General features: G+C 41.3%; 32 protein-coding genes. 22 read left to right on the forward strand and 10 right to left on the reverse strand.

The window, feature by feature from the left end; translation table 11 throughout:
- Positions 1-91: 91 nt before the first annotated feature.
- The 8 genes from LU361_RS13140 to LU361_RS13175 all read right to left on the reverse strand — a co-directional run bounded on the left by LU361_RS13140 (position 92) and on the right by LU361_RS13175 (position 5,385).
- Positions 92-670, reverse strand: coding sequence for a nucleoside triphosphate pyrophosphohydrolase family protein (locus LU361_RS13140; protein WP_233089286.1), 579 nt, complete (start codon positions 668-670; stop codon positions 92-94).
- Between the two features lie 49 nt (positions 671-719).
- Entirely contained in the window at positions 720-914 is a 195-nt protein-coding gene (locus LU361_RS13145) for a hypothetical protein (protein ID WP_233089287.1), read from the reverse strand.
- A 47-nt stretch (positions 915-961) separates the two neighbouring features.
- Positions 962-1,513, reverse strand: a complete 552-nt coding sequence (locus LU361_RS13150) for a hypothetical protein (RefSeq protein ID WP_233089288.1) — start codon at positions 1,511-1,513, stop codon at positions 962-964.
- Positions 1,514-1,529: 16 nt separating this feature from the next.
- Positions 1,530-2,021 (reverse strand): single-stranded DNA-binding protein, encoded by a 492-nt coding sequence (ssb, locus tag LU361_RS13155; protein WP_250647683.1) that lies wholly within the window; start codon positions 2,019-2,021, stop codon positions 1,530-1,532.
- Positions 2,022-2,032: 11 nt separating this feature from the next.
- The gene (locus LU361_RS13160) at positions 2,033-3,559 is read right to left on the reverse strand and encodes a YqaJ viral recombinase family protein (protein ID WP_233089289.1); all 1,527 of its coding nucleotides are present in this window, start codon (positions 3,557-3,559) and stop codon (positions 2,033-2,035) included.
- Positions 3,556-4,308 (reverse strand): hypothetical protein, encoded by a 753-nt coding sequence (locus tag LU361_RS13165; protein WP_233089290.1) that lies wholly within the window; start codon positions 4,306-4,308, stop codon positions 3,556-3,558. Before LU361_RS13165 ends, LU361_RS13160 begins: the two co-directional genes overlap by 4 nt.
- Before the next feature lie 143 nt (positions 4,309-4,451).
- Positions 4,452-4,943, reverse strand: coding sequence for a hypothetical protein (locus tag LU361_RS13170; protein WP_233089291.1), 492 nt, complete (start codon positions 4,941-4,943; stop codon positions 4,452-4,454).
- Between the two features lie 10 nt (positions 4,944-4,953).
- Positions 4,954-5,385, reverse strand: a complete 432-nt coding sequence (locus tag LU361_RS13175) for a hypothetical protein (RefSeq protein WP_233089292.1) — start codon at positions 5,383-5,385, stop codon at positions 4,954-4,956.
- A gap of 700 nt (positions 5,386-6,085) precedes the next feature.
- Here LU361_RS13175 and LU361_RS13180 point away from each other — a divergent pair.
- Entirely contained in the window at positions 6,086-6,463 is a 378-nt protein-coding gene (locus LU361_RS13180) for a hypothetical protein (protein WP_233089293.1), read from the forward strand.
- Entirely contained in the window at positions 6,460-6,780 is a 321-nt protein-coding gene (locus tag LU361_RS13185; protein ID WP_233089294.1) for a type II toxin-antitoxin system HicA family toxin, read from the forward strand. Before LU361_RS13180 ends, LU361_RS13185 begins: the two co-directional genes overlap by 4 nt.
- Here the strand turns inward: LU361_RS13185 and LU361_RS13190 are convergent.
- Both LU361_RS13190 and LU361_RS13195 read right to left on the reverse strand, forming a co-directional pair.
- Complete coding sequence (locus tag LU361_RS13190) at positions 6,777-7,085, reverse strand: hypothetical protein (RefSeq protein ID WP_233089295.1); 309 nt, start codon at positions 7,083-7,085, stop codon at positions 6,777-6,779. The genes LU361_RS13185 and LU361_RS13190 overlap by 4 nt on opposite strands.
- 498 nt (positions 7,086-7,583) lie before the next feature.
- Entirely contained in the window at positions 7,584-7,904 is a 321-nt protein-coding gene (locus LU361_RS13195; protein WP_233089296.1) for a helix-turn-helix domain-containing protein, read from the reverse strand.
- A gap of 87 nt (positions 7,905-7,991) precedes the next feature.
- Here LU361_RS13195 and LU361_RS13200 point away from each other — a divergent pair, with 87 nt between their 5' ends.
- The 20 genes from LU361_RS13200 (at position 7,992) to LU361_RS13295 (ending at position 17,414) form a co-directional block, all read left to right on the forward strand.
- The gene (locus LU361_RS13200; protein ID WP_233089297.1) at positions 7,992-8,207 is read left to right on the forward strand and encodes a helix-turn-helix transcriptional regulator; all 216 of its coding nucleotides are present in this window, start codon (positions 7,992-7,994) and stop codon (positions 8,205-8,207) included.
- Between the two features lie 185 nt (positions 8,208-8,392).
- Positions 8,393-8,596: a hypothetical protein gene (locus LU361_RS13205; RefSeq protein WP_233089298.1), complete on the forward strand. Its 204-nt coding sequence runs from the start codon at positions 8,393-8,395 to the stop codon at positions 8,594-8,596.
- An 83-nt stretch (positions 8,597-8,679) separates the two neighbouring features.
- A complete protein-coding gene (locus LU361_RS13210; protein ID WP_233089299.1) occupies positions 8,680-8,946 on the forward strand; it encodes a hypothetical protein in 267 nt (88 codons plus the stop codon).
- Entirely contained in the window at positions 8,939-9,361 is a 423-nt protein-coding gene (locus tag LU361_RS13215) for a hypothetical protein (protein WP_233089300.1), read from the forward strand. Before LU361_RS13210 ends, LU361_RS13215 begins: the two co-directional genes overlap by 8 nt.
- A gap of 29 nt (positions 9,362-9,390) precedes the next feature.
- Positions 9,391-10,251: a DNA cytosine methyltransferase gene (locus LU361_RS13220; protein WP_233089301.1), complete on the forward strand. Its 861-nt coding sequence runs from the start codon at positions 9,391-9,393 to the stop codon at positions 10,249-10,251.
- A 177-nt stretch (positions 10,252-10,428) separates the two neighbouring features.
- On the forward strand, positions 10,429-10,731 hold the full coding sequence (locus LU361_RS13225; RefSeq protein WP_233089302.1) for a hypothetical protein: 303 nt from the start codon (positions 10,429-10,431) through the stop codon (positions 10,729-10,731).
- A gap of 406 nt (positions 10,732-11,137) precedes the next feature.
- Positions 11,138-11,335 carry a hypothetical protein gene (locus LU361_RS13230; protein WP_233089303.1) on the forward strand — a complete coding sequence of 66 codons (198 nt, stop codon included), beginning with the start codon at positions 11,138-11,140 and terminating at the stop codon, positions 11,333-11,335.
- A gap of 2 nt (positions 11,336-11,337) precedes the next feature.
- On the forward strand, positions 11,338-11,622 hold the full coding sequence (locus LU361_RS13235; RefSeq protein WP_233089304.1) for a hypothetical protein: 285 nt from the start codon (positions 11,338-11,340) through the stop codon (positions 11,620-11,622).
- Positions 11,623-11,818: 196 nt separating this feature from the next.
- Positions 11,819-12,244 carry a hypothetical protein gene (locus LU361_RS13240; protein WP_233089305.1) on the forward strand — a complete coding sequence of 142 codons (426 nt, stop codon included), beginning with the start codon at positions 11,819-11,821 and terminating at the stop codon, positions 12,242-12,244.
- The gene (locus tag LU361_RS13245) at positions 12,234-12,641 is read left to right on the forward strand and encodes a YoqU family phage-derived protein (protein ID WP_233089306.1); all 408 of its coding nucleotides are present in this window, start codon (positions 12,234-12,236) and stop codon (positions 12,639-12,641) included. Before LU361_RS13240 ends, LU361_RS13245 begins: the two co-directional genes overlap by 11 nt.
- Before the next feature lie 16 nt (positions 12,642-12,657).
- Positions 12,658-12,969, forward strand: a complete 312-nt coding sequence (locus tag LU361_RS13250) for a hypothetical protein (protein WP_233089307.1) — start codon at positions 12,658-12,660, stop codon at positions 12,967-12,969.
- A gap of 366 nt (positions 12,970-13,335) precedes the next feature.
- A complete protein-coding gene (locus LU361_RS13255; RefSeq protein WP_233089308.1) occupies positions 13,336-13,521 on the forward strand; it encodes a hypothetical protein in 186 nt (61 codons plus the stop codon).
- Between the two features lie 134 nt (positions 13,522-13,655).
- On the forward strand, positions 13,656-14,525 hold the full coding sequence (locus tag LU361_RS13260; RefSeq protein WP_233089309.1) for a Lin1244/Lin1753 domain-containing protein: 870 nt from the start codon (positions 13,656-13,658) through the stop codon (positions 14,523-14,525).
- Entirely contained in the window at positions 14,497-15,087 is a 591-nt protein-coding gene (locus LU361_RS13265; protein ID WP_233089310.1) for a replication protein P, read from the forward strand. Before LU361_RS13260 ends, LU361_RS13265 begins: the two co-directional genes overlap by 29 nt.
- 2 nt (positions 15,088-15,089) lie before the next feature.
- The gene (locus LU361_RS13270) at positions 15,090-15,260 is read left to right on the forward strand and encodes a hypothetical protein (RefSeq protein ID WP_233089311.1); all 171 of its coding nucleotides are present in this window, start codon (positions 15,090-15,092) and stop codon (positions 15,258-15,260) included.
- A 43-nt stretch (positions 15,261-15,303) separates the two neighbouring features.
- The gene (locus LU361_RS13275; RefSeq protein WP_233089312.1) at positions 15,304-15,528 is read left to right on the forward strand and encodes a hypothetical protein; all 225 of its coding nucleotides are present in this window, start codon (positions 15,304-15,306) and stop codon (positions 15,526-15,528) included.
- 29 nt (positions 15,529-15,557) lie between these two features.
- Positions 15,558-16,007 carry a hypothetical protein gene (locus tag LU361_RS13280; RefSeq protein WP_233089313.1) on the forward strand — a complete coding sequence of 150 codons (450 nt, stop codon included), beginning with the start codon at positions 15,558-15,560 and terminating at the stop codon, positions 16,005-16,007.
- 6 nt (positions 16,008-16,013) lie between these two features.
- A complete protein-coding gene (locus LU361_RS13285; protein ID WP_233089314.1) occupies positions 16,014-16,328 on the forward strand; it encodes a hypothetical protein in 315 nt (104 codons plus the stop codon).
- A gap of 14 nt (positions 16,329-16,342) precedes the next feature.
- Complete coding sequence (locus LU361_RS13290; protein WP_233089315.1) at positions 16,343-16,780, forward strand: NinB/YbcN family protein; 438 nt, start codon at positions 16,343-16,345, stop codon at positions 16,778-16,780.
- Positions 16,773-17,414, forward strand: a complete 642-nt coding sequence (locus tag LU361_RS13295; RefSeq protein ID WP_233089316.1) for a recombination protein NinG — start codon at positions 16,773-16,775, stop codon at positions 17,412-17,414. The genes LU361_RS13290 and LU361_RS13295 overlap by 8 nt, the downstream gene beginning before the upstream one ends.
- Positions 17,415-17,426 lie beyond the last annotated feature (12 nt).

Below are 17,426 nucleotides of genomic sequence, written 5' to 3' on the forward strand. Positions count from 1 at the left end.
TCATTCTGCATCTTGAGGCCCTCAGAATATTATTTGGCATTCACTCATTAGAGAGCTAGCGCATCGGTTTTGCGCGTGATTAGGTGTTTAGTTAAAATTTCTTGCCGTGCTCTTTTGCGCGATTTTCACGCTTGTGGTCCGCGCGAGTTTTATTGAATTCGAATTTTTCAAGTACTGCGCCGAATAAGTCGTAGCTATAGCAATTTGCAGTTTCAATAATTGCCATAATTAGAAATGAGTACTTATCATTTACAATGCGATACATTGAGTCTATTTTTGGATTTCTAGAATATGAAAACACCTGGCTGAAATTAACTAAGTGCACATTTAAATAAAAGTGAACCTCAGACACGCAAGAAAATGATTTCACATCATTAGCAATTTCTAAAAAAGACACATGCGTTGGCTTTTCGACAAAAACCAAATCATACCGACCACCAAAATCAAGAATTCGAATTAATGCATCGGCCAGCTCAACCTCTTCTGATTTTCGGTGTGGCAGGTGGTTATCCATCAAGTTTTTACGCGCGCCTTCCGTGGCTTCTGCGATTTCTGTTGAGACCAATTGCAGGGTTTGATAAACAGGGCGATCCATGTCGTCCCACCAGCCAACTGATTTATTAAATTCGAAAATTTCTTTTGATAGCTGATTAATTTGTTGTTCGTTCATGGCTATTCCTGTTTAAAAAGCCCCTCCGAAGAGGGGGATCTAGCGCGAGTTAACTTTCCTCAATGTTTTTAATCATTGAATCAATCTGGTCTTTGATTTCTGGCCATGCTTTTGGATAAATAGCTACTGAGTCATTGCCATCGAAAATCACAACGCTACTATCCGATTCGAAAATTTTAGTTTCGCATTCTGAGCCATCAGGATGAGCAAATGTGATGGTTACCGATGAAATTCTGGCTGACATGGTGCTCCCCTTAGTTAGCCTCTTCAAACAGAGAGGCTTTTCGCGAGTTAATGATGCAAAGAAACATCTGAGAAAAAGCTATCAAGCTCTTCTGGTTCAATTTTAAAGTCCATCCACTTTCCACCAGCTTCGCTTATGCTAATAGTGGACATTTTTCTAACAATTTCGCCCGGCAATAAAAAGCAATGCTTAATCTTCATATTGTCGTCATAGGCAAATAAAACAAAATAATCGGCGATAATCTCCTGCTTCTTTATTGAAAATGCCCAGCGCCGCGTTTTGCATTTCTTGTTGGACCTCCTCAGTGTTGAGGCTTTTACATCAACTGATAGCTCGCGCACACTAAAGTCAATTTTCGATTGAAATTTTTCTTTGTTGCAGTCCTTTGCGCTTGGAACATATTTCAGAAAATCCTTTTCTGATTTAGCAGCTAACTTGTCCTTTTCACTGCCATATTTTTCCTTATTTCCAATTACAGGAATTCCATTCCTCACGAGGCGCACATATAAATTTTGCCAACTAACACCGACTTCCATGGCGGCAATTTTTAAATTCTGGTGTTTTTTGTATGCATCAATACATGATTGATCGGTAGTCATGGACACTCCTAATTAATCAGAACGGGATGTCATCGGAAAAATCATCAAAGTTACTCGCCGCTTGAGGCGATCCTTCGCCACCATGCGCTGCTGCGTAACTATTTTGATTATTTTGCGGTGACGACTGCTGTTGTGGTTGCTGCGGCTGCGACTGCGAACTTCCTTGTTCACTTTTACCGCCCAGCATCTGCATTTCCGAGGCTACAACTTCCGTTGTGTAGCGATCCTGTCCGCTTTGATCTTGCCACTTACGTGTTCGCAAAGAGCCTTCGATGTAAACCTGTGACCCCTTCCGTAGGTATTCACCGGCTATTTCGGCTAAGCGATTGAAAAAGACAACGCGATGCCATTCAGTTTTTTCTTGAGGCTGCCCAGTTTGTTTGTCTTTCCATGACTCACTGGTTGCAATGCTAATATTGGCTACCGGGTTTCCATTAGGCATATAGCGAACTTCTGGATCTTGACCGCAATTACCAACCAAAATTACTTTATTTATTCCGCGTGCCATTATGAATTACCTCACGCCGCCGTTGTTGTTTTTTCGATGCCTAAAACCCAAGCTTTTGCAATTGAAAACTCAACATTGAATTTTTCAGCAACGCAAATAAATATTTTTTCATCACGAGGCTTGGGTGTTGAATTGAATGCTGGTGCAGAAGTTTCTTTTGTGGCTGAAGTTTTACTACTAGAAAAGCCAGAACCTTTTTTAGCTGCTACAACTTCCGGCTGAGAGATGGATTTTTCTTGGGCTAATTCCTCTTTGCGCTTAGCTTCCTCTTTCCTGAATCGAGCTTCGCGCAAATTAATTTCTGCAACGACATGGTCCTTTTCCTTAAGGGCAAGTGTTGCTTTGTCTTGAAATAGGGCTGGGTGCTCAGCTTTATTAATCAAGGCAATATTTTCCTTGATTCGATGAAACTCTTTCGACGCTTCAATCTTTGCTCGCGCAGCCTCATCGTCTGCCGCCGACTGCAATGTGGCGATCGTGCGCTTATTTTTCATCGCCGAATTAATATCAAAAGAGATTGATGGCAAAGTAGCTTCGCCACCCAACTCCTTGTTAAGACTGTCGATATGCTCATCAATAGATTTTTTTGCACCTTGCGCAATTTCAAGCTTAATATCTTTCTTTCGCTGCTTGACAAGCTTATCTAATTCCAACCGCTTAGAGCGCATCTCTTCCTTGAGATAATCAATTGTATTAAATAGATCATCAATTGAACTAGTCTTTGCAAGAGCTTGTTTTTTTACCGCTTCGACCTCCTTTTCTTTTTCAGTTAAAAATTTAACCATCGACTCTGCATTTGCGAAATCCTTATCGCTTTTTAGGTCGGTGCTAATTGATTTTATTCGCTTCGCCGCTGCCTCTTTGTACGTTTCTAGATTGGTTTCTTTTACTGCACCCTCAATATCAACAAACAGTGTTGGAAAGTTTTCAGTGGTGTCGGCTACAGCAACTTCTTTTTCTGGCTTAATTTCAAAATTATCCAGATCGTATTGAAATTGCTCCCAGCCATGCAAGAGCGTGGCGATGTCATCATTATTTAATGAAAACCAAACATGAACTTCACGCTCACCATCAGTAACCATGTATAAACATTTTTCAGCTTCTGAAACGATTAGTTGGTGCACTACCTGCCAAAAGTCTTGGGTTGGCACTTGGTTGCTTTGAGAAATATGGTCGGCTTTCTCCTGGTTCCACTGCTTGCACTCCCAAATAATATTGCCCAGCATGGTTGAGCCATCCAGAGAAGCGAGCATGGTGTCATCATCAGCTGCAGCGGTAATAGGGAACAGCTCCTCACCGATAATTTGCTCGGCGATAGGGCGGGCCATTTTTTCAACTTCATGACCTTTATCAAGAACATTTTTTTGAAACCAATCACTAAACTCTTGCTCAGTGGCGGTTTTTTTCATAGTGAGCAATTCATTGCGAGAAACGTTTTTTGATGCACCCATTATGATTGATGCTTCTGAGGCTGTTCTATAATTTTTGCGAGCAGCCTTCCAGGAATCTGTGCCTTGAACCAAATTTAAAATTTTCATTGAGCCAAACCTTTAATTTCTTCAATGTGATCTTCACTTAATTTGAACTTACTGCTTATCATAGAGATAATGTGGTCAGGGCTGGTTTTTCCCGACTCAATCAGTTCAGACCATGTTGGCAAATTTTTCTGAAATTCAGATTCTGAATAGCGCTCCAAATCAGCATCTGGCTCTTCGGGCACCTCCTCAATCTGAGCCGACCCCATGTTTCTTTCTTGGGTCGGAATGTCTTGAGATTCCTCGGCTAACTGAATTCCACGAAGCCTGTCCGCATAAGCATTTCGAGCGGCAAAACCAAATGCGCGCCATTCAAGCATTCTCTTAGGGTAGGACTTCCAGGTATTTCTTCCCCAGAGTCCCGCTTTTTCAGCATCCGCCTTTGAAAACTCGCCGCAAAACGTGATGTCATTCCCATTAATTCGACGAACAATTACGCAGCGTGCCGTTTGGGTGCCATCATTAAATTCTTCTTCAATGTTGATCAAGTCGCTTGCCGACATAATTAGTGCGCGTAATCCATCGCCCCAGATAGAAGGGCGGCCATTGATTACGGAAATGTTTTGTAAGGCCTGTATTGGTTTTAAACCAACCTCATACCCCATTTGCATGGCAATTAAAATATCGGCTGGCTTACCTTGATAGCTATTTGGAACCATTGAGCTTTTTGCCATGAACTCTGACATTTCCCAGGCTTCCTGAAAATTTGATGGATTCAGGTATGAACCCTGTGTAGAGGCTACTTCATTCATAAATAATCACCTACCCGTATGCCTTCCTTGGCATCCATTGCTTTTTCTCGCCTTCATGGCTTCCCTGTTAATTTCCCCGTTAGGGGTCCGTTTGCCGGTTCCTTTTCGGCGTGCTAACTACCCGTTCCTGGTAGTGGTGTTCGTTATTTTTTTAACGATGATGAAATCGACAAATAAATGCGATCCATCAAAATACAATCTGGAAGTGAATCATTGTCGAACGAGGAGTCCGCATAGCGGTTATCTAACTCCTGGTAAACCCGAATTAATGACATTGCGTAGCGGTCAATAAATTTTTTTTCAACAACCTGTTTTTGTCTTGCCCAACTTTCGCGATGCTGAAAATTTAATTTAATCATTTCTTTTTCATTGGCAGTGCAGGGTAGGCGCTTAATTTTTTTGTTGTCACACCAGTTGTTTAGCGTTTTTCGCTCATCAAAGGTGATGTTGTTTGTGAATGCTTCAAAATCAACCTTGGAATAATCATTGTTATTGAGGCTCAAGATTTCCGTGGCTTGCACACCAATCCAAGCCAGATGCGCCAGAGATGTATCGAGATCTGGCTCAATTTCGCAGTTAGTTACCGGAATAAAAACGCCATCTGCTTGCTGTTCTAACACTTGGCCTTGTTTCATTTTTTTCACCTTAATAACCTAGTAAATGTTTTAGCCAGAAAATTTCTAAATCACCTAAATCAGCGTGATAGTCCAATTCAAGGTTTTTAATAAACCAATTCATTCGTGAACCTGAGCTACTGCTTGCGATCGCCCCTTCTGTTGGGTTGTCGCTAGCCCAGCAAAAAAATTGACTGGCAATATCCTCAAGCGCTGAAAATAAATCTTTGCCAATTTGTTTTTTCAGCTCTTCTGCTTCACACGAGTTATCAAAATATTTTTCATACTCGATATGAATATTCAGGTTTAGGTTTTCCTCCAATGACATAGAGTCATCAATAATTAAGCGACTCTTAAATTCTGAGCGAAGCTCTGATAATTGAGCTTCGTAATTAGCTTCATTTGCACTAACTGCGAATTCGTGGGCATTCGTTTCACTGGCCACTCGACACTGGAGGTTCATAACTGCACCTGTTGGCTGCTGTTCGTTGGTATGATGTAAATATAACGAAACGTTGTATTTCTGTAAACACAAAATGTTGTATTTTCTTAGAAAATATAACAATTGGTTTTATTATGCTTAATAAGCAAAAGCTATTGGTCCGCCTGTAGAAATAGCTGGCCGCCTCAAATCCTTATATAGGTGCTAGCCATGAATAAGCGCTCAGGTGCACCCAAAGGTCCGGGGTTAGGTCTGGGAGTTAGGGGGTTAAGTCTGGGGTTGGTGGGAAGGGGGGGATAAAAATTAGGAAAACCTGTGCAAAAGTAGACTTCTTTTTAGCGGCTAAAATTTAGAGTGATTTTTTGCACACTTTAGTTGTATGTCTTATGAATTTTTTCGCTAAAAAACTTACTCAAAAATTCTTATCCTTTTTATGCACACAGTTTTTTAACAGGTTTTAAATTTTTAGGTTCACTTTAAGTTAACTTATACGGTAACCTACCGGAAATGCTCAAAAATATTTTTATACAAAAGTATTTTTCTACAAATTTAACTGTCTATAGTTATTTAAAGGTTTGATAGAAGGAATCTATCCCCTTTCTTGCTTCTATACATTATTAAAAAGTTATAGAGCTTATAATTTTTAAATCCGTAGCACGTAAAGAGACCGTATTTCGGTCGATAATTATACTAAAGTGCTTAATCGGTCAGGAAGAACAACATGACATCTTTTAATAAATCGATTCGCTGTTACGCTAAGCGTGAGGGTGATTTGTGGGTTGCTGTATGCATTGATTTTTGTCTTGCAGCGCAAGGAAGCTCTCTTGAGGAAGCAAAAGAATCCTTAGAGGGCCAAGTCCTTGAGTATGTAGAAGACGCGGTGCTGGGGGAAGATAAAGAGCACATGGAGTACCTTCTAAGTAGAAAGGCTCCTCTCTCCCAAAGAGTCACTTATCACCTATTAAGGGTTGCCGCTGGACTTAAGTCTAAAGCTTCAGCCAAGCCTGATGCTCCGAAAGCGAATGCACCAAAGGGCTATTCCGGCCTTTCTTTTATTCAAAACATTTCAGAATTATTGGACTCTAGAACGAAGGTATGACCCGAAAAACCCCTTTATCTGCCAGGGAGGTGCAAAAGGGGCTTGCTGCTGCAGGCTTTGAGAAGCGTCCTCAAAAGGCGACCGGCCATGAACAGTGGGTGAGAACAGACTTAGACAGCAAGGGAAAAGCTACTTTCAGGAAGGTCACTTTGTCGCCACACAATGAGCCATTTCGCGGCGAAATTTTGAAAAGCATTGCCAGTCAGGCAGGCTTAAAAAACGTCAATCAGCTATACGAGCTTTGTTCAAAAGAAGGGCAAAAAAAGGCCAAGCGCGGACTGCTGAGGTTTTTGCTTCCAAGCGTGGATCAAGACTAACCCAGCTCCTCAATCCAACTTCTAATTGCCGCTCGAATCAATCCTCTATTGGAATCGTCTAATAGGGGGACCAGCCTAATAAACTCCGCGACCAACTCATCCTCAGCCAATCGCATACCCAATCTAATATTAAAAACTTCTGATATGGCGCGCGCTTCGTCTTCTTTCGGCCACGCCCCAGCTTCGAGTCGGCGGTAACGGTGATAATTTATAGTCAGCCCGGCTTTTTGTAGAGCCTCAACAGCCTCTGAAATGCTGCGAAATTTTGCTTTCCGAGCCGCCTGTAATGTGTGAACCAGTTCCATAATGAACTAATTATAACCACAAAAGATGATTTAGGCGCCAATTGATAGATCAATTTATATTAAAAACTTGTAAAAACCATTACTTTTAAATCAGTAGAAAAACCTACCTGTGCCAAAAAGTGCAAAAAACCTACTCTACAGCCCGCATTCTGTCGTTTGCGTTTTGCACTCCATACGCTAAACACAAAAAGTTCCCGCCTCTAAAAAATAAAATTCCTGACTTTGTACCAGTTTGACTATTAATAATTGTTCAATAAAATCATCGCCATTGGAACAATAATTCACATTTATGGAATTGATAACTATTTACGCGACAGCAGTTTTAAAAACTGCACTTTTTTAAACTTTGAGATTGAGTTTGTATAGGTCGGAGGATAGTTTGATTATTCAATCGGTTTGGCTTGAAAGGTTTTATGATGGAAATGGAGACTGCAAAGGATATTTCTAATTTATTGGAAGATCTAAACGAATCCAGCTTGGAGGTAATGGCTTTTGTGATTAAGAAGACTGTTTTGTTGCAAGGTTCTGAGCAAGATCAAGTAGGAGCGCTTGAACGGATTTTGGCAGTTGTCGAGAAATCGTCAAAAGCTCCTTCTCTTGAGCAGTTAGCTTGTTGCTTTGAGGTTCCAAGCAAAGAAACTCAATCATTGTCAAATTCATAGCCTTGGCTAATAGCTCCAAATCATCTTGAGTTGGCTCACGAATCCCTCTCTCATAATTAGAAAGCCTGGCTTGAGTCCAGTCGACCAGCTTGGCCAGCTCCTCCTGGGTAAGCCCTAAATTCTTACGATGTAGTTTTATTGCGTCTTTGTATTTCATGGGCGGATAAAATCACAAAATGTAGTTCTTGACTAACAACAAAATGTTTTGTTAAATACAACAAAACGTTTTATTTGTTGGTGACCAATGATCAATAAAATTAAGGCCTACCGAGAAAAGCTCGGAATCAGCCAGACAGCACTCGCAACTAAATGCGGATGGGAAAAAGGTCAGGTAAGACTTTCTAATTACGAAACTGGCTCCCGCGAACCCAAGCTAAACGATATGCGAATCATCGTCTCTCAGTTAAATAAACTGGGGGCATCATGCTCTATCGACGATGTTTTCCCACCGCCAGGTTAAACCCAAATGAACTATTTCATATGGATTTTAATTTCATGTGTTGGCAGTTATTTGGTGACAGAAAGAATTACTAAGTTTCTTTTAAAACGAGTCATCAAAGTGACAATACGACACAAAGATAAGAGTGTGTCGACTTTCTATATTTATTCAAAACAAAATATAAACCTCAATATTCAAGGATGAAAATGAACCAAAAAAAGGACATTGAAATTAAATTTCAGGTAACCGAAGACCAGTTTAAATTTTTAAAAAGGTCAATCGGTGACATTGAAACACTAGCCAGCGCAGCACGTCGTGGAATGTTAAAAGAAGCGGCTTTGCTGGCAGGAGTATCGTCTCAAATCGAATCGAGTAACAACAGTACGGAAATGTGCAAACTCTCGGCCTAATTAATTTATAGCCTGAAAATAAAAGCGCATTAGACCAATTTCAGCCCGAAATTAATTTATTGATAAATTTGAAGGATAAGAGAATGGATAATTTTGATTCTAGTAATGCATTTAGCGTAGAGCACATAAAAATGCTAGCCGAGGCAGAGCGCAAAATGGATAACGGAGAAGTAGATTTTGTTATTTGGCAGGGCCAGCGCGTAATGGTTAATGAAGAGGTTGTGAACGAATTTGGCTTGCGCCCAGGGCAAACAATAAATCCTGCAATATTTGCCGCAATAATTCAGTTTGTTCTATCAAAGGTCCAGGCGGAAATCGAAACTCTCTTGAGGGATAAAAAAAATGGATAGGATGCCCGATAGAGGTATTGATGGCTACCCATATTATTCGGTTGACGAAATCGACGTTTTAACCGCACAAGAAATCGAAACGGCTGTTACCGAATGGTTTGATAATCTTGGTTTAGAAGAAGAGATTCCCGACAGCATAGAGGTTTTATGCTGGGAGCCTCTACCTGTTGATTATGATGCAGCCGCGACCAGCGCTATGGACCGATTAACAGAAGAGCTTTACGAGTATCTCGATGAATATTACGTATGCGAAGATCAGCTTGGAGAGTTTGAAATTTCCGAGGAAAGACTCGAAATTATTCGGGCGTCCATTATTGATGCTGTAAAAAAAGAGTTTAAGCCGACCAACTATAAGTCCGTCCGAACCATTAGCGTGAACCCAAGAGACTATATTGACGCTACAGATTCTATTTAAATAACAGCGGTGATATTTGGGAATAAACCATGGCAGCTTATTACAACGAAATCGATCCATTTGCCGCTCAGTGGTTACGCGAATTAATTAAAGAAAATTTAATCGCACCAGGCGAAGTTGACGAGCGAGACATTAAGGATGTTTCGCCTGATGATTTAAAAGAATTCACCCAGTGTCATTTTTTTGCAGGTATTGGAGTTTGGTCATATGTATTGCGAAACGCAGGTTGGGCAGACGATCGACATGTTTGGACAGGATCATGCCCATGCCAGCCATTCAGTAACGCAGGAAAACGAAACGGGTTCGACGACGAGCGACATCTGTATCCAGCCTGGTCAAAACTCATTAACGAGTGCAAGCCTCCAGTCATTTTTGGAGAGCAGGTTGCGAGCAAAACTACAGAACCGTGGTTCGACGCTGTACAAACTGACCTGGAAGGGATGGGTTACGCCTATGGGTGTGTGCCGTTTCCGGCTGCGAGCGTCGGTGCTCCGCACATGCGAGACCGAGCGTATTGGATGGCCTACAACAACAGCAAACAACCATCGATGTCCGAGCAAAAACATTCATCGGCGGCAGTGGGGCACAAATTTAATCGAGGCAGCTCTGTTGTCTGCCTGGCCGACCACCAGAGCAAACGACGCGGAGAAGCGCGGAAAATTAGCGCCAGACCCAAGGAGCGGATTGCCAATGGTGGCTCAACAAGTTTCTGGGATGACTGCGAGTGGATTTTTTGCAGAGACGGAAAATATCGGCCAATTGAACCCGGCACATTCCCGCTGGCTCATAGGCCTGCCAACAGAGTGGGACGATTGCGCGGTTATGGTAACGCTATCGTCGCACCGCAAGCGCAAGCGTTCATTGAAGTAGCTATGGAGGCTCTTAAGTGAAACCAAAACTATTTTTCTTAATCCTCAGCTTGCTAATTTGGGTTGTCGTTATTTCTATTGCTGCCAATGTTTCCATTGCATTAGATCCGCGCAATTTAATACCAATTGGATTTTCTAGTGCTGGAATCACATTAGGACTAATAGCCGTTTATTGGCGCCTAATCGAGAAAACTATCAATGGAAAATAGATTGCCCCAGGAAAGCGAGACCACAGTGAAGCTCTGGCGCGTTGAGCCGGTAATGGAAACCATTTCTTTGGTTGAAGTTAGCGACAATACTAAATGCAATACACCCACCTTAGAGGCGGGAGGAGTTATTGTGCGCTACTTCAAGACAAAGTTAGAGGCTGTCGACCATTTAATTCAATATCTAGAATCTGAGCTGAGCCGATTGAAATGGGTTCTGGATTCACACAAAAAATTAAAATTGCAAATATCCCAGGAGGGGAACAGTGAAAAAATGGATTGCAAGAAAGCGTAGGGTTTTGCTAGCCCTAATCTGGAAGTGCAAGAAGCTGTCAGATTGGAACAAGTTTACCACAAAAGGGAAAATTATATTGTTTATCCCAATTGTATTTTTGTTGTTATTTTGGGGTTCAATTTATTATATCGGAATATTTCTTAATAAATACGGACCTAAAATTAAGTCGTATTTTTTTAAGGGCGCAAAGTGATCCTATTTTTCATACTACTAAATTTCGCCATCCAGTTACCCAGCGTTCAAAACGAAATTAGTAAGAAATTCAAATTCTATGTTCCGGTGAGCTCGCCCTACATAGACGAATACGGTTAGCTAGGGTAACGGTAACGCGAAATAGTATTCTAGAGATTAAAAATTGGAACTCGTGAATCCCTCGGCGAGCGTCGAGGGATTTAGGAAATAATTAATGACCACCTTTATAGTATTAAAAATAATTTTGATCGCTCTAATGGCACTACTTGCGATAATATTTTTTTGCTTGGCATTTAAAAAAGATCTTCGGGTGGGGTTTTCGAAAATGAAAGTGACACCACTTGGTCGAGCTTTAATATTTTTAAACTCAGTATTTTTATTAACGTTTTTGGTATGGATTTGGGGAGTTTAGCAATGAAGATACAGGAAAAGCGCAAGGCTGGTGAAATCTTAGGTCGCGGTGGTATTGCGCAACGCATTATTCAGATAGCGAATGAGATTAGTTCGGGCACCTATAAGGGGGCGATCATTGGTGCTGGCCGCATTGCTGAACTTGTTGATAGCGCGTCATACGATAAATATTGGGCAGAAAAATCTAAGCTTGGCCGTCAATTGGAAAAGGATGTTTTGTCTGGGTTGATAGAGGGTGATGTATCTCGTGATACGGCTATTAGCCGTGTTAGGCCGACAGAAATATAACCCAGGATTAAACCAATGACACCTTTAGACGCAATGAGCGATATAGCAACAGATATTATTACATGTCCTAAATCTGAATGCATGAGCGAATTAGTAAGAATAACTGGGTTCGAGTATGACGATGAAACCCAGGTTACTACGTGGCACATGCGGTGTGAAGATTGTGGTCATAAATTTGAAGATTGGGAATAAGTCGATGAGCAAAGCAAACGAATTTAAAAAGTGGTTTTCTGAGCGAATGGGTCACAGCGACCCATTAAAGCTTGCCAAAGAAGCTATTGAAGAGTTGGAGTGTGAATTAAAAATCCTAAAAAGTTGCTCAGGAAAATTGGCCTTTTCTCTTCAGCGAATTGGAGGAACCTACGATATTGCTGATGATATGCGTAAAGAGATGAACAATGCGATAGACGATTTCCTGGAAATACAGGGTGACTCGGATATTGTAATTGATAGTCTTGAGCGCGACGCGAAGCGCTATAGATTTTTACGACAAGCCGATGTTCACTCTATCAATAACGGCGGAATCTTCGCAGGAAAAACACCAGATAACGTAGTTCTAAATGGCGTCGATTTAGATGATGCAATTGATGCGGCTATGGGCGAGAGCAAAGATGAAAAATAAAGAAAAGCTGGAGCGGCTAGAAAAGGCCAATGAGTTTATAGAAGTAGTTTCTGGATGTGGGCGACGGTTTTTTTATAACAATGGCGTAATTGCAAAATTTGTTCTGTCTGAGCATGGGCGAGTATTTCTTGTTGATGAGTGGACGCAAAAGAAAGTTTATACCCATATCGATAACCAAGAATGGAAAAATTTTTCGGGAGGAGGGACGCTCAAAGGATTAATTATAGCTCTTCGCGAATTTATTATGCATGGACAGAGATTGTCCGCTTGGAGATTTCGGCCTGTACTTCCGAACGGCTTTGAAAACCCTTGGGGTTATGGCAATGACATCCTGATAGTGCATGACGCAGCTATTAGGATTGGAGTGGCTAAAAAAATTGATGCTTGTGCACGGTAATTATTGGAGAGTCATCTTGTTTAGAATTTCTTACAATTTAGCCTTACCCTCAGAATTTCAGTTAATGCTTGATATTGGCGTATACAGAAAAATTTCAAAAAAACGCGCAAAGAAATTGCATAAGCGTGGCGAAAGCATTGTTTTTGACGGCTCGACAAATAATTATTATTGGGAACCGTATTGGCATGCTCCAAACCCGTTTACAGCCAATGGGCTACCATGGCTAACGGCTCGTGAGGCTTTTGATCTAGCTAAAAGAAAAGCGAAAGAAACTTACTTCAGAAATTTTCAAGATAAAATTAACACCGTGTTAATAACGGGAAAATAATGGCACTCTCATTTAGTTTAGATAATCAAGCCCCTTAACTGGGGCTAAGTCGGTGCAAAAGGTTGTAAATTTAACTATTAGCCGGAGTTATTGGTAATGATTATTGCGGATGCAGATTTAGACAAGCGAACAATGGGTAAGACTCCCTCAACTAGTAGAAGGCGCTGTGATTGCTGCGGGAAAAGATCGACTCACGTTGGGCTGGCTAATGGAGTCGCAATGATGAGCGGTTGCGAGTTAACTGTTAGGCGATGGGTTAAAAAGTACATTTAAATTTTGCACACAATAATCATTAATACGCCCCTTCATTGGGGCTAAGTCGGTGCAGAAGACTGTAAGTTTAAATTTAATCAGCAGGAATTAATTATGTTTGAATGGGAAATTGAGTGGACAGAAAACCTAACAAATGAAACCTCGTTTGGTTTCTCGATGCACACATCCACTGTTGTTACTGACAACTTTAGCGAAGATGAAGCTAAAGAAATTCTATTAGAGAGTGAGCCGAACGCAAAAATAAGAAAAATAACACTTCTTGAAAGTCATAATGAATAGCCGTTGACTATCTTGCATTTCCTTCAGCCCCTTCATTGGGGCTTTGTCAGTAGAACACCCTCCAAATACACCTCAAGGATTTATTCACGCAGGACGCGTACAGACGTATTACCAGATAAATGCAGGAGATAAGCGTGCGCTGGTTTAAACACGACACTGACGCTAGTACTGATGCCAAGCTAAAAAAGGTGAAGCAGCGGTATGGTCTAACAGGATTCGGCTTGTACTGGTATTGCGTAGAGCAAATCGCCGGCACCGTCGATAAAGACAACATTTCATTTGAACTTGAAGAAGATGCAGAAACCATTGCATACGAATGGCGCATCGAAGAATCTCAAGTTCAATCCATTCTTAGTTATTTTTGCGATCTCGGTCTATTTGAGATGGTGAACAATAAAATCACTTGCCTTAAGTTGGCGAAGCGCCTGGATGATACCAACGCTAAAAACCCTCAAATCAAGGAGCTGATAAAAAAGCTAACCTCACGGAAGACTCAGAATAATACGGAAGAATTACCGAAGGCTCCTGAAAAAATTGTAGAAACTCAGATGGAATCGGAACCGCTCGGAGAAACTCCGAATAACTCCGAAGAAGTCCGGCCAGATAAGATTAGATTAGATAAGAATAGATTAGATAATAAAAAACCTATCTCCGGCAAAGCCGTCGATCCTCCAAAAAATTCAGACAAGATTTATGCGTACTGTGGATCGAGAATTAAACTCAACCAGAGAGATTACGATAGATTTCTAAAAACCTATCCAAACCTCGATTTGGTTACAGAGCTAAACCAGCTAGATCTTGAGCTTAGGGATGCAACTAACAAGAGCTGGTACGGAGCGCTAAATGCAAAATTAAACTACCGAAACAAAAAAGCAGGTGACCGCAATGCAGCACGGAACACAAGTTATCAACCAAATCAGCCAGGGCAATCTACCGACATTTTCGACGACCCAGAATTCAACCGTGAACTCGGAAATGCAATCAGCAATGGAGGCTTTGGCTAACGAGTATCTTGCAAAACTAAAATCGATTTATCCGTCAGGATACTCTCAATTGCGAGATGAGAGCCGTCTTGCTGGCTACAAAAAAGAATTTATTCTTGCTGTGGTGCAAAACAAGATTACCACTCGGGAAATGTTGGATATCGGAATTGCGCGTGCTCGTGAAGACTCAAAGAAAAATCCGTTCATGCCACCTCCGCACAAGTTTGCAGATTGGTGCAGAACTCAACCAGAAGATATTGGATTGCCGTCATCACTGAAAGCGTATCGAATTGCCAGCACTGAAAGCGGCAAACGGGCTGATATTCGAGAGTGGAGCAATCCAGTTATTTACGTAACGGCTAGAGAGGTTGGTTTTTTTGATTTGGCTAACGAGCAAGAATCGAAAATATTCAAATACTTTCAAGAGGTATACGCCGATAATTGCAAAAAAGCTCTCCAAGGTTACGAGTTTGAGATTCCCAAGACACAGCGCGTCGAGCACAAACCTATAACCACGGCTCAGCGAAATAAAGAGTTGGCGCTCAGCGAGCTGGATTCTATTCGTGATCTACTTGAGAAATAATTATGGATGATCACTTCGAAGATAAATTCAGAGAAATATTTGTTGATGGTGATTTCGAATCAAACCCTAAAGATAACAAGCCTCCATTAACCGTTGTGGAGCAGGCATTAGGTGAAAGCATGTTAGACGGTCCATTTATTGAAGAGCTGAAAGGGAAGAGTGATGAGAATTAGTACAAAAGAAATCATACCTTATTAGCTGCTGGAGATTAATTCGATGAGTTTAGGCGAAAAAGTTAAGCGTGATATTGAGCTTCATCCGCTAGATAGAGATCCTGCCGTCTTGGTCGAAACATTTGAACGAATGAAAGATTTAGAAAAAATGCTTACCCGAGCTGCTGATGAATTGCAATCTTGGTGGAATGATCAGGGAGATTACGGCACGGAAGGCTATGACGTTTGGATGCCAGAGATGAGAAGGTTGATACGGGGTGATGTCTAGTCATTTAACCATCTGGAGATTAGAGGGGAATGATGAAAGAAAGCAAAAGTAACGAGTGGTCTTTACCGGAAGGGATCAATTTTGACGATACTCTAATGATGCAGGGAATTAGAGATCTTGCGTGGCCTGTGCCAAGTAAAATGATGTTTGGTGACACTTTAATGGAGCGTGAGCTCGCTATGGATCGTAGTTTTTTTAATTATCATGCCTATGGTATTCGTTATCAATTGTTCGATTCGGAAGTGGATGCTAGCCGATCATGGTCACCTGCAAATAAGACAAAAGCTGAAATTCCTACATTATTTTTAAAGCCGCTGGTTAAAAAAATAAGGGAATCCTCCGATGTTGATGAGAGCTGCCCATATTATTTTAGTCAGGCTAAGGCTGGGTGCTTGATTTTTGAGGCTCAGTACAGAGAAGTGATTAGATCAATTGAATCGCTTAATTTTGAGCTTTACCCTTATGCGCAAGGTTGGTGACCAGAAATGAACATTGAAGAGCTTGAAGAATTTAAGTCTGTAGTATGTGAGCTTTTAAAAGAATCTAAAAAGTTTAAAAAATTATCTGAAAAATCCAGTAACCCTGAATTGTCGCCAAAGCAGTCTGAAAAGGCACGCACCGATACAAATTGGCAGGCAATGCACGTAAAAAAACTCAAATATAAGGCGCACGCCTTGGCTGTTGATGTAGGAATTGCAGATGTTCGGGAGCCGGTAGAATATGAAACTGTAATATTTAACCCTAGTAGTTTTCATGCATACGAATACACGCCAGATAAGCCGAAGTGCCTAAAAGGTTAAAGCGGTTTTAGATAATGCTAACAGTAAATAGTGACCAATCCTTAGATAAAGCGCTGGCCGAAATCAAAGAAACTTTCGGTCTAAAGCGATACTTAGAGATTGAAATTAAAGTCGGCGGCAAGCGTGGTCTTTCTCAAAACGCCCTTAGTCACGTTTGGTATTCGGAAATTGAAAAAGCTTTTCACTTACAAGTTGGAGAAGCCAAACGCTATTGCAAATATCATTTTGGCGTACCGATGCTAAGAGTTGAGGATTCCGAATTTAACGATGCCCTGGAGCTATTAAAGCAAGGTCGTTACACCTACGAGCAAAAACTGAAAATGATGGATGTGTTACCGGTTACCAGTCGAATGAGCAAAGACCAGATGAAGCGCTATCTCACAGCGATGCAAGTTCATTTTGCTCAACAGGGTTTGGTGTTGGAAGGCAGGGGCGAGTTTGTAGATGGCTAACTCAACCTTGAAATGCACAGGCTGCAAACAGTACTTCCCCAGAGAACAAATGCTGAAATTACCTGCTGGAAATTTTCATAGCATTGAATGTGCTGCGGAGTATTCAGCTAAGAAGGCAAGAAGGAAGATTAACACAGCAAAGAAAAAGCAAATTCAGGAGCGCCGCAAAGCTGTTCGTGAAAAGAAGAAGGCGTTAAAAACTATACCCAAGCTAACTGATGAGGCTCAATCAGCTGTAAACAAGTATGTTCGCCTAAGAGATTATTATCGGCCATGCATTAGTTGCGGAAAGTCAAATTTAGAGGTTGAGCAAGAGCAGGGCTATAAGCATGGTGGTGTTTGGGATGCTGGACATTATCGATCACGCGGTGCAGCTCAGCAGCTACGATTTAACCTCAAGAACATTCACAAGCAGTGCAAAAGTTGCAATGGCGGCGAAAAGCTGAATGTCGCCAAAGGGGTTTCTGTCAGATCCGCCTACCGCAAGAATCTAATTGAAAAAATCGACCTGGACGCTGTATTGGAGTTGGAAGCCAATAATGAACTGGCTGGGTATAACCGTGAATACCTCGAAAGGATTGCAAGGATATTCAGAAAGAAAGTTCGAATCTTAGAAAAGCGATTGCATCTGTAATAAATTCAATGC

Source organism: Sessilibacter corallicola (assembly GCF_021290925.1).
In the GTDB taxonomy this organism is placed as follows: Bacteria; Pseudomonadota; Gammaproteobacteria; order Pseudomonadales; family Cellvibrionaceae; genus Sessilibacter; species Sessilibacter corallicola.

What these genes read in the sequence shown, in the direction of transcription:
- LU361_RS13140 (WP_233089286.1), bottom strand. Translation starts at nt 670, where the DNA reads ATGAACGAACAACAAATTAATCAGCTATCAAAAGAAATTTTCGAATTT.
- LU361_RS13145 (WP_233089287.1), bottom strand. Translation starts at nt 914, where the DNA reads ATGTCAGCCAGAATTTCATCGGTAACCATCACATTTGCTCATCCTGAT.
- LU361_RS13150 (WP_233089288.1), bottom strand. Translation starts at nt 1,513, where the DNA reads ATGACTACCGATCAATCATGTATTGATGCATACAAAAAACACCAGAAT.
- ssb (WP_250647683.1), bottom strand. Translation starts at nt 2,021, where the DNA reads ATGGCACGCGGAATAAATAAAGTAATTTTGGTTGGTAATTGCGGTCAA.
- LU361_RS13160 (WP_233089289.1), bottom strand. Translation starts at nt 3,559, where the DNA reads ATGAAAATTTTAAATTTGGTTCAAGGCACAGATTCCTGGAAGGCTGCT.
- LU361_RS13165 (WP_233089290.1), bottom strand. Translation starts at nt 4,308, where the DNA reads ATGAATGAAGTAGCCTCTACACAGGGTTCATACCTGAATCCATCAAAT.
- LU361_RS13170 (WP_233089291.1), bottom strand. Translation starts at nt 4,943, where the DNA reads ATGAAACAAGGCCAAGTGTTAGAACAGCAAGCAGATGGCGTTTTTATT.
- LU361_RS13175 (WP_233089292.1), bottom strand. Translation starts at nt 5,385, where the DNA reads ATGAACCTCCAGTGTCGAGTGGCCAGTGAAACGAATGCCCACGAATTC.
- LU361_RS13180 (WP_233089293.1), top strand. Translation starts at nt 6,086, where the DNA reads ATGACATCTTTTAATAAATCGATTCGCTGTTACGCTAAGCGTGAGGGT.
- LU361_RS13185 (WP_233089294.1), top strand. Translation starts at nt 6,460, where the DNA reads ATGACCCGAAAAACCCCTTTATCTGCCAGGGAGGTGCAAAAGGGGCTT.
- LU361_RS13190 (WP_233089295.1), bottom strand. Translation starts at nt 7,085, where the DNA reads ATGGAACTGGTTCACACATTACAGGCGGCTCGGAAAGCAAAATTTCGC.
- LU361_RS13195 (WP_233089296.1), bottom strand. Translation starts at nt 7,904, where the DNA reads ATGAAATACAAAGACGCAATAAAACTACATCGTAAGAATTTAGGGCTT.
- LU361_RS13200 (WP_233089297.1), top strand. Translation starts at nt 7,992, where the DNA reads ATGATCAATAAAATTAAGGCCTACCGAGAAAAGCTCGGAATCAGCCAG.
- LU361_RS13205 (WP_233089298.1), top strand. Translation starts at nt 8,393, where the DNA reads ATGAACCAAAAAAAGGACATTGAAATTAAATTTCAGGTAACCGAAGAC.
- LU361_RS13210 (WP_233089299.1), top strand. Translation starts at nt 8,680, where the DNA reads ATGGATAATTTTGATTCTAGTAATGCATTTAGCGTAGAGCACATAAAA.
- LU361_RS13215 (WP_233089300.1), top strand. Translation starts at nt 8,939, where the DNA reads ATGGATAGGATGCCCGATAGAGGTATTGATGGCTACCCATATTATTCG.
- LU361_RS13220 (WP_233089301.1), top strand. Translation starts at nt 9,391, where the DNA reads ATGGCAGCTTATTACAACGAAATCGATCCATTTGCCGCTCAGTGGTTA.
- LU361_RS13225 (WP_233089302.1), top strand. Translation starts at nt 10,429, where the DNA reads ATGGAAAATAGATTGCCCCAGGAAAGCGAGACCACAGTGAAGCTCTGG.
- LU361_RS13230 (WP_233089303.1), top strand. Translation starts at nt 11,138, where the DNA reads ATGACCACCTTTATAGTATTAAAAATAATTTTGATCGCTCTAATGGCA.
- LU361_RS13235 (WP_233089304.1), top strand. Translation starts at nt 11,338, where the DNA reads ATGAAGATACAGGAAAAGCGCAAGGCTGGTGAAATCTTAGGTCGCGGT.
- LU361_RS13240 (WP_233089305.1), top strand. Translation starts at nt 11,819, where the DNA reads ATGAGCAAAGCAAACGAATTTAAAAAGTGGTTTTCTGAGCGAATGGGT.
- LU361_RS13245 (WP_233089306.1), top strand. Translation starts at nt 12,234, where the DNA reads ATGAAAAATAAAGAAAAGCTGGAGCGGCTAGAAAAGGCCAATGAGTTT.
- LU361_RS13255 (WP_233089308.1), top strand. Translation starts at nt 13,336, where the DNA reads ATGTTTGAATGGGAAATTGAGTGGACAGAAAACCTAACAAATGAAACC.
- LU361_RS13265 (WP_233089310.1), top strand. Translation starts at nt 14,497, where the DNA reads ATGCAATCAGCAATGGAGGCTTTGGCTAACGAGTATCTTGCAAAACTA.
- LU361_RS13270 (WP_233089311.1), top strand. Translation starts at nt 15,090, where the DNA reads ATGGATGATCACTTCGAAGATAAATTCAGAGAAATATTTGTTGATGGT.
- LU361_RS13275 (WP_233089312.1), top strand. Translation starts at nt 15,304, where the DNA reads ATGAGTTTAGGCGAAAAAGTTAAGCGTGATATTGAGCTTCATCCGCTA.
- LU361_RS13280 (WP_233089313.1), top strand. Translation starts at nt 15,558, where the DNA reads ATGATGAAAGAAAGCAAAAGTAACGAGTGGTCTTTACCGGAAGGGATC.
- LU361_RS13285 (WP_233089314.1), top strand. Translation starts at nt 16,014, where the DNA reads ATGAACATTGAAGAGCTTGAAGAATTTAAGTCTGTAGTATGTGAGCTT.
- LU361_RS13290 (WP_233089315.1), top strand. Translation starts at nt 16,343, where the DNA reads ATGCTAACAGTAAATAGTGACCAATCCTTAGATAAAGCGCTGGCCGAA.
- LU361_RS13295 (WP_233089316.1), top strand. Translation starts at nt 16,773, where the DNA reads ATGGCTAACTCAACCTTGAAATGCACAGGCTGCAAACAGTACTTCCCC.